The sequence below is a fragment of the Brevibacillus sp. FIR094 genome (assembly GCF_050477165.1).
Taxonomy (GTDB): Bacteria; Bacillota; Bacilli; order Brevibacillales; family Brevibacillaceae; genus Brevibacillus.
Window position 1 is genome coordinate 276,491 of the sequence record NZ_JBEAES010000001.1, and the last position, 15,760, is coordinate 292,250.

The 15,760-nt window shown below is 54.0% G+C and carries 1 protein-coding gene; it reads right to left on the reverse strand.

All coding sequences use genetic code 11. The features are described 5' to 3' along the window. Nucleotides 1–15: 15 nt before the first annotated feature. Nucleotides 16–15,753, reverse strand: coding sequence for an SDR family NAD(P)-dependent oxidoreductase (locus ACQ5DJ_RS00970; protein ID WP_429840801.1), 15,738 nt, complete (start codon nt 15,751–15,753; stop codon nt 16–18). Between the last annotated feature and the right edge of the window lie 7 nt (nt 15,754–15,760).

Below are 15,760 nucleotides of genomic sequence, written 5' to 3' on the forward strand. Positions count from 1 at the left end.
CCGGTTAGAAGCCTGCTAAGACAAAGATGATAGGATTCGTTCCGCTTTCTGGACGGCGGTTTCCAACGTTATGGTTTCGTCGAGAAACTGATCTAGAAGATCACTGAAGCCGTCTTCATCCGTCTTCGCCTCTTTCCGTTGCTCCGCTTTCTTTACCCAATGGCTTTCTTTGGCAAAGGGGTATGTCGGCAATGGAATCCGCTGTTGCTCCCCTTCCAGGAACAGCTTGCGTAAATTCAGCGGATAACCGTGAACAAACAGCTCGGCACAAGCAAGCAGATGTTTTCGTGCCAGGCCGTCGACATTGTCTCGGTATGCCTGGATGCTTTGATTTCCTTCGTCGATTCGCCGCTCTTCTTCATCCCGCACCCCGGCAGGCTGCAGCTCTGCTTGGACAACGTCTTGCGCATGGCCGTTATCCAACCATTCGCCAAGCCGTTCGAGTAGCTCATGCCGGGAGCCAGCGACGCATGCAAACCGGTGCTTCAAGTGCTTACGTCCTGCCAGCAGCGTAAAGCTGACCGCGGCGCAATCCAACTGCGGGGAGTGTCTGTAGTGCGCAGCCAGCCTTTCAACCTGTTGGCGCAGTTGTACCGCGGTCCGTCCCGACAGCACGAACAAGTATGCGGATCTCGCCTCCCGTCTGCGAACCGGCTGAAGAGCTTCCTCAAGAACAAGATGCGCATTCGTTCCACTGAATCCGAATGAGCTGATGGCCGCCATTCGTTTCGTTCCCTCGCCAAGTGTCCAATCCCTAAGCTCCGTATTGACGTAAAAGGGACTATTTTCGAAAGCAATGCTTTTGTTGCCCTTTTCAAAATGGAGGGAAGGCGGCAGTTTTTTGTGACGCAATGACAGAATTACTTTCAAAAAGCCCGCAATGCCTGCGGCAGCAGCCGGATGGCCGAGATTCGATTTAATCGAACCGACCGCGCAATAGCGGTTATCGTCCGTGTAATGTCGGAACGCCCGAGTCAGCGCCTGAAACTCGATCGGATCTCCCAGCTTCGTTCCCGTTCCATGCGCCTCTACCAGCTGAATATGGCGCGGATTGATGCTGAAGGTATCATACACATGCCGCAGCAGGCGCTCCTGTGAATTCGCACTTGGTGCCGTAATGCCGTTTGTCGTGCCGTCCTGATTGATGCCGCTGCCGCGGATCACACCATAAATATGATCGCCGTCTGCAAGCGCATCCTTCAAACGTTTGAGGACAACCGCACCGGCGCCTTCTCCAGGCACGAAGCCGTCGGCCCTTTCGTCAAAAGCATGGCATCGGCCGGTGGGAGAAAGCATACTGGCACGATTGGAGACGGTATAAAATTCAGGCGTTGATTGGATGAATACGCCGCCCGCGAGCGCCATGTCCGTTTCCCTTGTCCACAGGCTTTGACAGGCAAGATGAATCGCAACCAGCGAACTGGAGCAGGCTGTATCCACCGTTACCGCAGGCCCCTGCAGGTTCAGGTAATAAGCGATCCGTGCAGGTATGACGGATCCTGCATTGCCCCAGAACGCCTGAGCCGGCGCTTCGTCTCCAAACAATCTCGCGTAATCGCTACCACAGCTTCCGACATAGACGCCGCATCGCTGCGTATGCTCTCCCGGTCCCGCATATCCAGCATCCTCCAGCGCTTTCCACGATTCCTCGAGAAAGATTCGCTGTTGAGGATCCATGTAATCGGCTTCCACGCCGGTGATGTTAAAGAAAAGCGGATCGAAGCAATCAATTGAGCTTAGAAAGCTTCCATGGCGGCAGCTTTTGACCCCTTCCGGATCCGAGCCGCTCCCACGGAGTTCCCAGCGTGTCACTTCTTCTACCAGATCGGTCCCTGCCTCAAGATGTGACCATAGCTCCTTCGCCGAATCCGAACGAGCAAAACGGCCGCTTATCCCGACAATGGCCACCGGTTCTAAAGGCGTTGGAGCCTGCGGCATGCTTGCATCCTCCATAGCAGAAGAACTGGCTTCGGGTTCAGACAGGTAATCGCCTCCGGGTATACGCACCACAATCTTGCCGATATTTTTCCGATTCTCCAACTGACGATAGGCTTCTTTAAAATCAGAGAGCGCGTAAACGCCGCCGATTGTCGGCCGTATGACCCCTTGCCTAATCAGAGCTGTCAACTCGTCCCAATAAGCTTGTATCGTAGCCGGTTGTTCGGCTGACAACGCTCTTAAGTCAACGGAATAGAACGCCCTGTTCTCGTTCAACAGCGACAAGTCGATGCTCCGCGCGGACTTCAGCGCGGTTAAGGCGAGCTCAATATACCGGCCTCCCGGCGCCAAACACCGGAATCCTTTCGACATCGCGTCCCCGGACAGTGTGTTCACAACGATCTGTACCCCTTGTCCGTCCGTAAGCCTCTTGAGCTCCTGCTCGAAATCGTCTTCCCTGTAATTGATGAGCTTCGGAACACCAATACCTGCAAGATAGTCCAATTTTTCCTTGGAGCCTGCGGTAGCGTATATTTCTGCGCCGTAATGGCGGGCTAGCTGTACGGCCATCAAGCCGATTCCTCCCGCCGCCGTCTGAACAAGCACCTTGTCGCCGGGTTTGACTGCCGCTTTGCGAAAAGCGTCCATCATCGTAAGGCCGACTGCCGGCAGCGAACAAGCTTCTTCAAAGGACAAAAAGTCAGGCTTTGGAAGAAGCGACTGCTCCGAGCACACGATGTAGGTCGATTGCGCGCCTATATTCCCGCCTCCGGTCACAACCACTGGATCACCACGCCGGACGGAGGTCACCGCTTTACCGGTATCGATGACAACACCACTTGCCTCAAAGCCGGGCGTAAAAGGAAAAGGCGGCATCACTGGATACAGACCTTTGGCGCAAAGCAGATCGCCGAAATTCAATGAAAAGGCACGTACCTCAACCAGCACATCATGCTCCGTCAGCGGCGGCACTGCCGACTGTTTCAATTGAAGGTCGTCGATACCGCCGGAGCGTTCAACAACTATATGATGACGTACCCGCGGATTCTGACTCTTTTCCGCCAGCTCGAAGGTAGTTGCATCTTCTGCGGCTCGATACCCGTCCTCCGATGCCCCAGGTGCCGGGGCCCGTTCTTCAGCCATGACCTGCGGCGGGGATTGGGCTGCGTTTTTATCTGGCTGCCGGTACTTGCTCAGCAGTTCTTGCCGATGCTCGCGAAGCAGCCAATCGGATAGCCGCTCGACGCTGTTATAGTCAAAAATGATCGTCGTCTGCAGCTGCGTCTCACAGCGCTCATTAATGATGTTAATGAGGTTGACCGCAATGATGGAATCGACGCCGTAATCCGAGAAGCTCCGATCGTCCTGAATTCGGCCTGCATCGATTTGCAGTGCATCCGCCACCGCTGTTCGAATAACGGTTTGGATAAACGAGCCGAGCGCCCGGTCCGAAACGTCACCAGCACCGTTAGTGCCTTTTGTGCCGCTTGTGGACGGGCTGATCGGGAGCGGCTCCTGCCCATGGAAATCCGACGGGACGCTCGCACAACCGCTTGGGTACTTCCGATACACGCCGTCGCTCTCCGCAGCAATGACAGCGGCGCCGAGAAAATGACCTTTCCGTGCCGGATAGAAGATGCTCCGGAAACCTTCCTCCGCCAAAAGCCGCTGCCACATTTCCGTAGTTAGCACCGGACTGCCGGGAATGCGTACTTCGGCATCCTCTTGCAGCCACCAGCCTTCTAATAACCCGAAAGTCACGTGCATGAACAGGCGGTTTGCATGGATCTCGTTGATCAGCAATAACCCGCCCGAACGCAGGGCTGCCTTTGCATGACGCAACGTACGTCTTATCCGTGCAGTGGCATGGAGCACATTCGTTGCTATGACAAGATCGAAGCTTCCTTCTTCAATCCCTTGCTCGGAAAGTGAACGTTCAATATCGACTATTTTGCAGGACAAGTAAGGAGCCTGCGCCCCATACGCCTGCTTTCCGTGAATCAGAAACGCCTTTGATAAATCCGTGTAAAGATAGTCGGCCATGTGGGATTGATACGGTTCTAGCCGCTTGAGTACAACGGCACTCGTCCCTCCCGTACCCGCTCCGATCTCCAGAATCCGTATCTTGGCCGACTTGTCCAGCGCCAAGCGTTCCTGCACATAAGCCGCCACCGTATCCGCAAGCGCTTCATTGAAAAAATCAGCCATCAGATTGTTTTTGTAAACAGACTCCACCAATCCGAAGGAACCGTTCGGGAAAATAACATCCGTTGCCGGTAATTCCCCGACCAAAATGCGCTGGAGGGCGTGCAGCGTTTTTTCTGCCAACTCGGCTTGTGTATTCATATTGCCGTTGCTCTTCCATTCGCTTCTCGTCTGGTACCATTGCCGCCACTCTCCATCCAGATCCAGAGGGCGTGTGTCCAATATGCGCACCGCGCCGTCCTCGCGCCGAACATAACCGGCCCGTTCGAAGGCGGCTATGGTTTCTTGATGCCATCTGTAGTAGGCCGGCAGCATCCCGGACGCACCGTCTTCAACACCGCTAAGCCAGCCGCTTTCTCTGTAGATCGCCCACATCAATCTGCAAATGGCAGCGTCCAGCAACGCCATGGGGTGCCCCATATCGGATTGTATACGGCCAAGCCGCGAGTCATCTGCTTCCTGCATACGGTTTTGAATTCCTGAAAGCAGTGAGCTGCGGTCAGCCTGCATGACTAGACGTTCATCATGCAGCAATCCTGCAAGCGGCACCGGCTTTGTCATCTTCAGCATCACTAGTTGGTCCAATGGTGCTACAAGTAGCAATTCCAACGCGGCCATTGCCTCATCCGGTTCAATGGAAGCTACGCCAAGCGAGGCCATTTTCTTCCGGTACTCCTCCGAGGCAACGACGCCTACGCTTCCCCAATAACCCCAATTCATCACCTTGACTGGGAAGGGCAGCTCCTTGCCAAGCTGGTGGGCATAAGCATCCTTGAAGGTGCAGCCGGAAGCATAATTACTTTGACCGGCCGGTTTGGTATACGAATTAATGGAAGAAAAGAACAGCATAAAATCAAGCTGCTCAGCCGCGAATACTTGCGCCATCCGAGCACTGATATCTACTTTCGCCGACAGCGCCGCGCGGAAGCGTGCTTCATCCATGTTTGCCAAGCTTTGATCCAGCAGGACGATAGCGGAATGGATGACGCCATTGATCGCGCCATAGCGTGACTTCACTTCGTCGACAGACCGCTGCAAAGACTGTTTGTCTTTGGCATCGGCCGAAATATACCACGGCTCTATCCCATAAGCCGCACTCAGTCGATCAATCTTAAGCTGAATGGTTTCATCCAGCGATTTTCGGCCAATCCAAACAACTCGTCCTCTGTATTGGCGGATCATATATTCGGTCCACGCCTCGCCGATCCCGCCTGCACCGCCGATGACGACATAAACGCCGCCTTGACGATAAAGGCTTTGTTTCGGTACGGCTGCGGCCACCGGAAGTATTCGTTGACGATACCACCGGTTATCACGACGGGCCCACACCTGGCCATCCGGGTCGGCAGGCAGACGGAACAATTGATCAAACGAAAGGCTGCCGCCTGCTTCCAAATCGACAACCCGTATCGCCCATAGCGGATATTCCTTGGCGATCGCGCCGGCCAATCCGTGTACGCTGGCAGCGGAAGAATGCTCGGCGTCATCGCGTTGGACCGAAACGGCTTGCTGGGTGATAAAGCTCAAGGCGATACGCTTGCTCCCATAGCCCAGCGCCAACAAGGCCTTTACGAGTCGAAACAGATGAAGGACGCCCTTTTCCTGTTCTTCGATGGGAGCATCCGAAGCGGCAGCTCCGACCGGTTCCCGTGCCGCAATCCACAACAGATGCTCGAAATCGCCGCACGCCTTTAACTTGTGAGCCATCTCCTCGATCGTATCTGAAGCCTTCAGGATGATGCTCGGCGTTACCGGCCACTCATGCTGATTTTCACGAACGGCCGCGCTTTCTTCTTCCGCAATGATTACGGTTCGGTTAGGCGGCTGGACGTCGTTTGTTTCTACTTCCGCCTCGTCCCAGACGTAAGTCAGCAAATCCGACATGGTCTGGTCAGACTTCCCGGAAGCATAATCCGTGTTCGACGACATCGCGTTATCTGTCGTGTTCCGATCCGTCAAACGGGACGAAAATCCCTTTATTGCCACGCATACGTTCCCTTGTTCATCACACAGATCGATATCAAGCCTATGAATGTGGCCGTCTGTAGCCTCGCCGCGTGTTGGCCGCAGCCAAGCCCACATAACCGTTGCGCAGCGGTCAAACAGTTCAAGCTCATCGATTGCAAACGGGAGCTTCATCTTGTTCTCTTCCGTCCTGTCCATAAAGACAACCGCCGCTTGCAGGGCGGAGTCCATCATGCTTGGGTGCATCGTGTAGCGATCCTTCGTGCTCTGGACGCTCGCGGGCAACAAGAGCTTGGCGAGTACGCCCTCTGGCCCTGTATAAACCTCGTCCAATCCTCTTTGCCCGGAACCGTATTGAATACCCATTCGTTCAAATGCCTCGTAGCAGCTCTGAACGGACCGCTTCTGCGTCAGCGAAGTTTTCAACTCTTCAAGCAACACCACAGGTCGTTCCCGCATCTCGAAAAATTCTCCTGCCCCTTGACAATGGAGAACACTCTCTTTCTCGATTTGGCTCGTAACCCGGTAGCTGACGTCTCCGTTTTGTTCCCGCTTCACCCCGATCCGAACGTCCAGAGGCTTGGCAGCCACAGTCATGGGCCGTGCCCAAACGACTCGTTTCAGACGAATCCCGAGACTGCTCTCCCGCTCGCCTCCCGCCATCATCCGAATCGCGGCTTGAGCCATCTCCAAATAAGCGACACCGGGCATAACCGGTTCGCCGTTCACGACGTGATCCCTGATGAAGAATTCCTCGCCTGTAAAGGTCGAGCTGTATTTCATATCCTGGAAATCCGATGTATTTCTTTGTACCAATGGGTGGAGTACGGCTTGCTTTGTCGCATCACTTTCCGTCTGCGCATCCGCATGCAGTTTGACTTCCGGCACCCAATACCTTTCATCGGCAAAAGGATAGGTAGGCAGCGGAATTTTGAAATTCCTTCCCTTCGCGAACAGCTCGTGATAATCAAGCTCATAACCTTGTACGTAAAGCTCGGCGATCGATGACAAACGCTCTATATAGTCTGCGGCTCCGTCCGCATGCTGCAGCTCGCGAATGCACTGGTTTCCATACCGTTTCAAAGCAAGCTGCTGCCGCGCTCCATTGGCGTCTAGCTCGGACTGGAATATCCGAGGCGTGGCCTCACTGCCAATCCACGAAGACAGCAAGGACGTTAATTCACGGGTATCACGTACGACAAACGCCAGTCTGTGATGGAAGTGTTTCCGCCCTGTAAGCAGCGTAAAGCTTATGCTGCCGCAATCAGCGCCAGCGTTGGCTAAACCGTAATCTAGGAGCTGTTCCGCTTGTCGTCGCAGCTGCTCCTGCGTACAAGCCGACAAGACGATCAGGAAGCCCTGCCGTTTGACGGACTTACGCTCGATTGCAGGGGCTTCTTCGACAACAAGATGCGCGTTCGTCCCACTGAACCCGAACGAGCTGACGGCTGCGCGGCGCCTGCTTCCTGCTTCGGCCTCCCAGCTCCTTAGCTCGGTATTGACATAAAACGGACTTTCTTGAAAATCAATGCCGGGGTTGCCGTTACTAAAATGCAAGGACGGCGGCAACTGCTTATATTTGAGCGCCAGCATTACCTTGAGCAAGCCGGCAATACCCGCAGCGGCTGCGGCATGGCCCATATTGGTCTTGACGGAGCCGATGGCGCAGTACTCCCGCCGCTCCGTATAATGGCGAAACGCATTCGTCAGAGCTTGATATTCGATCGGATCACCCAATCGCGTGCCGGTTCCGTGTGCTTCGACCAGCTGTATACTTTCTGGATCAATGTCGAATGAATCGTAAACATCCCGTTCGAGACGCTCCTGGGATAACGCGCTTGGAGCCGTAAGACCATTCGTCGTACCGTCCTGGTTTATGCCTGAGCCTATGATGACGCCATAGATGTAATCACCGTCGGCCTGGGCGTCACGGAGCCGCTTCAGAACGACAGTCCCCACGCCTTCACCGGGTACAAAGCCATCTGCCCGTTCATCGAAAGTGTAGCACCGTCCCGACGCGGACAGCATGCCCGCTTGATTGGCGCTCTCATAAAAGCTTGGTGTCGACTGAATGAAAACACCGCCGGCCAGCGCCAATTCCGTTTCCCCGGACCTTAAGCTCTGGCAGGCCATGTGGACAGCGACAAGCGAGCTGGAGCACGCGGTGTCGATGGTTACCGCCGGTCCGTGCAAGTTAAGATAATAGGCGATTCGTGCAGGAATGACTGAACCGGCATTGCCCCAAAAAGCAGGCGCTGGCGCCTGCTTGCCCAACAGTCGAGCATAGTCGCTTCCGCTACTGCCGACAAACACGCCGCATTTTCGCCCATCCATTCCCGCTCCGGCATAACCGGCATCTTCAAGCGCTTTCCACGCTTCCTCTAGAAATAAACGCTGTTGAGGATCCATATAGTTTGCTTCGTAACCCGAAATGTTAAAGAAAACCGGGTCGAAACGGTCGATTGCATCGACATAGCTGCCTTTCGAACAGAAACTATTTTTCCCTGCCTTGTATGGACTAAGATCCCAGCGGCTTGCCTCCTCGATCAAATCGGTCCCGTTTGCCAGATTGGCCCAAAATTCATCCAGCGTTTCCGACTTGGCAAACCTGCCGCTCATCCCGATCACGGCAATGGGCTCCGGCTCCTGGCCTTGTTCCCCGCTGTGCGGTGTTCTTGGCAGTTCCGCATTGTCCAACCGCTTGACGTAAGTCGCCGTTTCTTGATATCGATAAGGCTCTGTAACCGTAACGACGAGCTTTCCGATAGCAGTCCGATCCTCAATAGATCGGTAAGCATCCGCTACCCGCTCAAACGGGATAACCCCATCAATGACAGGGCTTATCGTTCCTGCTTCGACAAGCGCAAGCATCTCTTCGACATAACCGCGCAGCTCGGCCGGATTCTCGTTAGCAAGCTTTCTTGAATTGATGCTATAAAAGGTCTGATTCTCATCCAGCGCTGATAAATCGATCGTCTTCGCGGTTTTGAGTGCCGTCATCGCCAGCTCGATATAACGGCCTCCCGGCGCCAGACAGTTGATTCCTTTCTGAATGGCGTCCCCGGGAAGCGTATTGATAATGACATCGATTCCATTACCGCCGGTCAGCCTGTCGATCTCTTCCTCGAAATCGGTCTCCCTGTAATTGATCCTATAGTTCACACCGAGCGTTTCTAAAAATTCAAGCTTACGGTTGGACCCGGCTGTAACATATATTTCCGCACCATAATGACGCGCAAGCTGTACCGCGATAAGTCCTGTTCCGCTTGCCGCGGTATGGATGAGAATTTTCTCGCCTTTCTTGAGATCCGCTTTGCGGAAAGCGTTGATCATCGTCATGGCGGCTGCCGGAATGGTGCAAGCCTGCTCAAACGTGAGGTAATCCGGCTTCTTGAACAGCTGGTCTTCCCGACATGTGATCATGGTGGAATGTCCGCCGAAAGAAGCCCCGAGCGCCACAATCACTTCATCGCCCGTACGAACGGTCGAAACGTCGGCACCGGAGGCTACAACAACCCCGCTTGCCTCAAAGCCCGGTGTGAACGGGTATGCCGGCATGGTCGGGTATAGACCCTTCAAGCAGAGAAGATCGCCGAAATTCAGCGCAAAGGCACGGACGGCGATGCGAACCTCATCGGCTTTCATCTCTGGAACGCCGGATTGTGCAATCCGCAGCGAATCAATGCCTCCGGGCCGCTCGATCACGACATGGTGATACGTCGGCTTTTCCGCAGGAAGGGGAGCGCTCTGATGCTCACTGACTGCTGGCACCGGGGATCCTGCCGGTTGCGATCGAAAGCGATTGTTCAACGCCGGCATGCTAAGGCCGCTTTGGACGGGCTGCTTTGCCGATGCCTGTAGGGCTCGTGCGTCCTCTTCCTCTCTGCCGGCAGCCGGTTCGCTCCGCTTGAGAAGAACGGTTATTTGATCCGTATGCTCCTTGATCAAAAACGCACATAACCGCTTCACGTTATTGTAATCAAACAACACCGTTGTCTTGAGAATAAGGCCGAAGTGATGATTCAGGCTGTTCACGAGACTGACTGCCACGATGGAATCTACGCCGTATTCGGAGAAGCTTTTCTCATCCTGAATACGCTTCTCGTCCATTTTCAAGGCTTGCGCGACATATTCCCGTATCGTCTTCTTGACATAATCTTCAATCCACTGTTCTTCCATATGTTCACCGCTTCGGTCCGTATTGGTTAGGTCATGAAGCCGCTCGTGCCGCTCTCCGGCCGCAAGCCGCTTAGGTTGATCTAATATGCCGTCGCTCAACGCGGCGATAATATGCTGGTCCCACGAAAGGCGACCATCAGAAGGAATCATGATCCCGTGAAAGCCTGTCCGGGCAAGCAGGGACTCCCAGACTGGCACATGCAGGCCCGGACATCCCGGAATTCGAAGCTCTGGATCTTCATAACGCCACCAACCCTCCAGCAGACCGAATGTCACATGATTGAACACCGTGTTTCCGGTAAGCTCGTTTAACAGAAGCAGTCCGTTTGCGCGCAGTGCGGATTTGACATGATACAGCGTCTTTTTCATATCGCGGGTCGCATGAAGCACATTGGCCGCAATCACGATATCGAAGCTGCCCTTCGCAATTCCCTGCCCTTCCAACTCTTGTTCGACATCGAATAAATGGAAGGAAAGGTACGGATATTCTTTGCCATACTTCTGTTCCGCATGGAGCAAAAACGATTTGGATACATCCGTGTAGCTAAAATCGATGATATGCGCTTCATAAGGTTTCAGCCTCCGAAGCACCGCCTCGCTCGTTCCGCCGCTTCCGGCGCCAATTTCCAAAATCCGTATTTCCGCATTCGGATCAAGTGCAATCCGTTCACACACGTAATCCGCCGCGGTATCCGCGAGCAGGTCGTTATAAAAGTCGGCTACGCGGTTATTTTTGTAAATGCCCTCCACCAACGCCGTGGACGATCCCGGGAACATGACATCCGTCGGCCTAACGCCATCGGAGAGAATCTCGGAAAGCGCGCGCATCGTCGCCTCCACAAGGGAAGCTTGTGCAGAGACATCGTTATGGTCCAGCCATTTTTTCTTGTTCGCTTCCCATTCCGCCCAGGCTTGCCCGAGAGTTACCGGCCCTTGAGCCGGGGCGTAAACGCCGTTTGCCTCCGGCATTAAATAGCCGCTGCGGACCAGCATTGCGACGCTTTCTTGAAACCATTTCCGATAGGAGCTCTGCAATTCCGTCTCCGAGGGTATATAGCCTCCGAAGGCTGATAAAGAGGCCAGCCATCCTGTTTCGCAAAAATAAGCCCAAAGCATCCGGCACAATGTGCGGTTCATATCGTTCATTCGATCGATTGCTTCCGACACTTTGGCTTCGTCCTGCGCCGTCTCTTCATCGCCTTCCAAAATTCGCGATACTCTTCCGGATCCGCTAAGATACTCCGCTATTGTATTGATCGTCATCGTCTTAAACGCGGGCAATTCGGATGGTCGTATTTCAAGCTGACAAGCTTCGAACAGCTGATGAGCCCATTCATTCAGCTTGATCGGGTCCATACCGTATTCCTCCATCTCGGCATCCGGATCAATCTCGTCTTCCTTCACACCTAAAATGGAAGCCGCAGCTTTTATCAAAATCGGCCGCAGATGAACGGCCGTGCGGCTTTCAGCGGAACATGCCTGAAGCGCAAGTTCTCGTTTTGCGGTCAACGCCCGAGTTACAAGACCTGTCATCCGGATACAGACACGGCCTTGGTCATCACATAAGTCGATATCGAATGTGAGATCCCGGTCCTTACCATCGCCTTCCTCTGTGACGCTCCGGATATAAGCCCACATCGATGGCGTGCATCTGCGGAACACCTCAAGTGACGTCAACGCAAACGGCATCGCAAGCGGTGCTTGCTCGTATTCTACTGCAGCCAAACCAATGCAGGCCTGCAAGGCGCCATCCATCATGCTAGGGTGCAGCACAAAGTCATCCCTAGTTTCCGCAATCAATGAAGGCATCGACAACTGCGCAAGCAGCTGCCCGTCGCCGATATAAATCACGGATACCGAGCGATGCGAGGGACCGTAATGAATGCCCATCCCCTCGAACGCTTCGTAGCATTGCCCAGCCGATAACTGTCGTCGCGAGCATTGTTTCCGAATCTCATGGTAATCGAAAACGGGCGGCTCAGCCGCTTCTAAGACCAGCACGGTTCCTTGACTGTGCACGTTCTCCCCAGCTTGTTCCTCCGATGCCCCGGTATAAATCCGATAATCAATGGTCCCGTTGTCGCTTGGCTTCAAGGTGATATGGGCATGTACAGGTTCATCACCTGCAAGGATCGGCTGTGCCCATACCACCTGTTGTAATCGGACGGATACCTCCGGCAACGACTTGCCGATGGATAGGACAGCCGCTGCTCGGGCCATCTCCAAATAAGCGACTCCCGGAAGAATGCGCCTGCCTTCAACCTGGTGGTCCTCCAAATAAAATTCAGTTCCTTCAAACCGCGAGCTGAAGCGCTGTACGGTGAAATCCGACGTATTGCGGTGCAGCAGCGGATGAAGCGGATCAGCACCCGCTGCCGTTTGGGTGCTTCTCATATCCGGGATCCAGTATCTCTCCTTGGCGAACGAATACGTCGGGAGCGAGATCGGACGAGGCTTTAGCGCTTCGTATCGGCGATTCCAATCATAGACGCCGCCCTGAACCCATCGTTCGAGAACCTTCGATATTTCCTCGTGCTCGAGTATTTCGGGCCTGCTTCCCCTGCTGCCGGATCCAACACTTCCCTTGTACAACAGCGGAATTCCTTCGCGGCCATCCAAATAAGCGGTGATCTTATATTGAAGCTCCTCAACCGATTCAACGGCAACGGCCAACCGTTCTTCATGCTCATCCCTGCCGGTCTGCAACGTATAAGCAATCTGTGCCAATTCCGCTTCGCTATTTTCCGATTTGCTCATCCACTCGACGAACTGGCGAATCTGCTCACGCAGCCGTTCTTCATTTTTTGCCGACCATATCAGAGCATAAGGAGTTCCTATTACCAGAGCGGTCGATGCTTCTTCCACATATTCTTCGATGACGACATGGGCATAGGAGCCGGAAAAGCCGAAGGAGCTGACACCAGCCCGTCTCGGAAGTCCGACCCTTGTGTCCCAGTATTGATTCTCCCGATTAATGTAAAGCGCCGAGTCTTCTAGTTGGATGTAAGGGTTTATTTGATTAAGCTTCGGCATTGCCGGTATTTGACGATGCCTCATCTGTTGGATGACTTTGATGACGCCGGCGATTCCGGCAGCACCTTCCGTGTGGCCGATATTCGACTTCACAGAACCGACCGCGCAGAACTGCTTCTTGTCGGTGAAACGCTCAAACGCTTTCTTCAAGCTGCTTATTTCGATCGGGTCCCCGAGTGCCGTACCGGTGCCATGCGCTTCGATATAACCGATCGATTCCGGCTCAATCCGCGCGTCCTCCCAAGCTTTCGCAATGACATGTTCCTCGCCCTCGATACTTGGTGCCGTAAGTGACGGCGTATGTCCTCCATGCAGCGCCGCTGAACCTTTTATGACGGCGTAGATGCGATTGCCGTCTTTCTTCGCTTGCGACAGCGGTTTAAGCAGCATGCTGGCGATCGCCTCTCCTGGTACATACCCGTCGGCGGCTGCATCGAACGTATGGCAGCGGCCGGTGGGAGATAAAGCGCCGATACTACTGAAATACCGGTAGTGCCAGGACGACAACAGCAGATTGACGCCGCCGACAAAGGCCATCTTACACTCCCCATTTTGCAAGGAACGGCAAGCCGTATGTAAAGCGAACAAAGACGAAGAACACGCTGTATCGATCGCCATGCTCGGGCCTTTCAAATCAAAGATGAACGATACCCGATTGGCGACGACGGTCTGCGCATTGCCTGTCCCCATATGAGGATCGACGGGGAGATTCATTTCCGCGATTCGGTCCGCGTAATCATGAACACACACCCCGACAAATACTCCCGTGCTGCTTCCCCCTAACTGCTTCACAACGCCTGCATCCTCCGCGGTTGCGTAGACGCTTTGCAGCAGTAGTCGGATTTGCGGGTCCATCCATTCGGCTTCTCTTGGCGATATGTTAAAAAATTCCGCATCGAACTTATCGACGTCATCGATAAAGCTGCCCCATTTGCAATACGTCTTGTCTTTGGCTCGGCGGTCTTCGTCGAACCAAGGCCGGAAATCCCAATGGTCGGGCGGAATTTCTTTGATCAGATCCTTCCGGGATACGATATTTTCCCAAAACGTTTCGATATCGGACGATTCTGCAAATAATGCGTCCATCCCAATGATCGCGATATCTTCATGGTCGACTTCGTTTCCTGCGACCTGGTCGGCGGTCGACGAATGAGTCTTCGGCTTTGCTTCCGCAATCGGTGCAGATGTCGTTCCCAGCAGCTTCTGGAAGGCCTCCCTATGCCCCTTGCCAAAATAGGACGCAAGCTCCTCAATGCTTGGGTACTCGAAGAACAAGGTCGGATAGAGCTCTGAGCCGATTTCTCGTCCAATAACGCCGGTAAGTGCAATAAGTTGGGCGGAGTTTAGACCAAGCTCCATTAAATTCGCCGTAACGCTGCAAGACTTTAACCGGCCATCGGTGACCGTCTCCACCTGACGCACCAAATAGCCGATGATGCGCTCTTCCAGAGCCTCGATTCCGCCATTAGCAGAATCATTCGTTGCAATCTCTTCACGTGAGATTGCTGACAGACGGAGGCGCTTGATCGAACATTCCGTCAGCTGTGCCACCACTATGCCGGTGTCTTCAATCAGCTCTGCATCGAAAACGATCATTTCGTCCGATTCTTTCAAATGATGGATATGGATCCAGCATTGATGCAAACGTTCGGTTTTACGGAAGAGCACATCCTTGACCGCAAACGGCAAATAACCGTCCCAACCGGTCGCCTTATTCAAAAGGGGGACGACCGAGAGAAACGCACTGTTCAAAAGCAGAGGATGAATACTCGATTCGGATTCCTCGGAAGCCGATTCACCGGTCAGTTCAGCCCGGACAAGAATATAGTCCTGTCCTTTGTATACACGCTGAATGGTTTTGAAGCTTGGCCCTAATTCAACGGTTCGATTGATCTCATAGATCCGATCCAGCTGTTCGTACAGTTCGGCTGATGCCTGCAGCCCTGCCAGATCCAAAACCCGGTTGCTTGCCGGCCCTACAAGAAGCTCGCCTTTAGCGGTGAGCGGTCTGTCCTCGGAGGAGAGGTCCCCATACACTGTCTCAAAGCCCGCGGCTTCATAGCTGTCCTTCTCGAGCTTCATCTCGACGATCACCGGCTGCGCAGGATCGACTTTTATAGGGCTGATGAAGGAAAGATTCCGAATTCGACCGCAGCGTTCCCTCTCATAGAGGGCAAAATAAGCATCCATAGCCATTGAAGCATGAGCGACGCCTATGATAACGGGTTTGCCGCCGACTTTGTGGTCACGCAGAAGCGTCTCATCGTAATGATAGGTTCTCGTCCACCGGCGGTTGGCCGCTTCGAAAGCAGGCCGTTGCGGAACCTGACTCGCAAGCCGCTGGGCTTCCCGGACTTCCTGAAGCGCCTGCTCGACCTCCAGATTGCCGTTTTCTACCCGTTCAAGAAGACGTTCCAATTCTTCCTTTTTCATGTCCATC

Coding starts and splice junctions, on each gene's coding strand:
- ACQ5DJ_RS00970 (WP_429840801.1), bottom strand. CDS start 15,753: ATGAAAAAGGAAGAATTGGAACGTCTTCTTGAACGGGTAGAAAACGGC.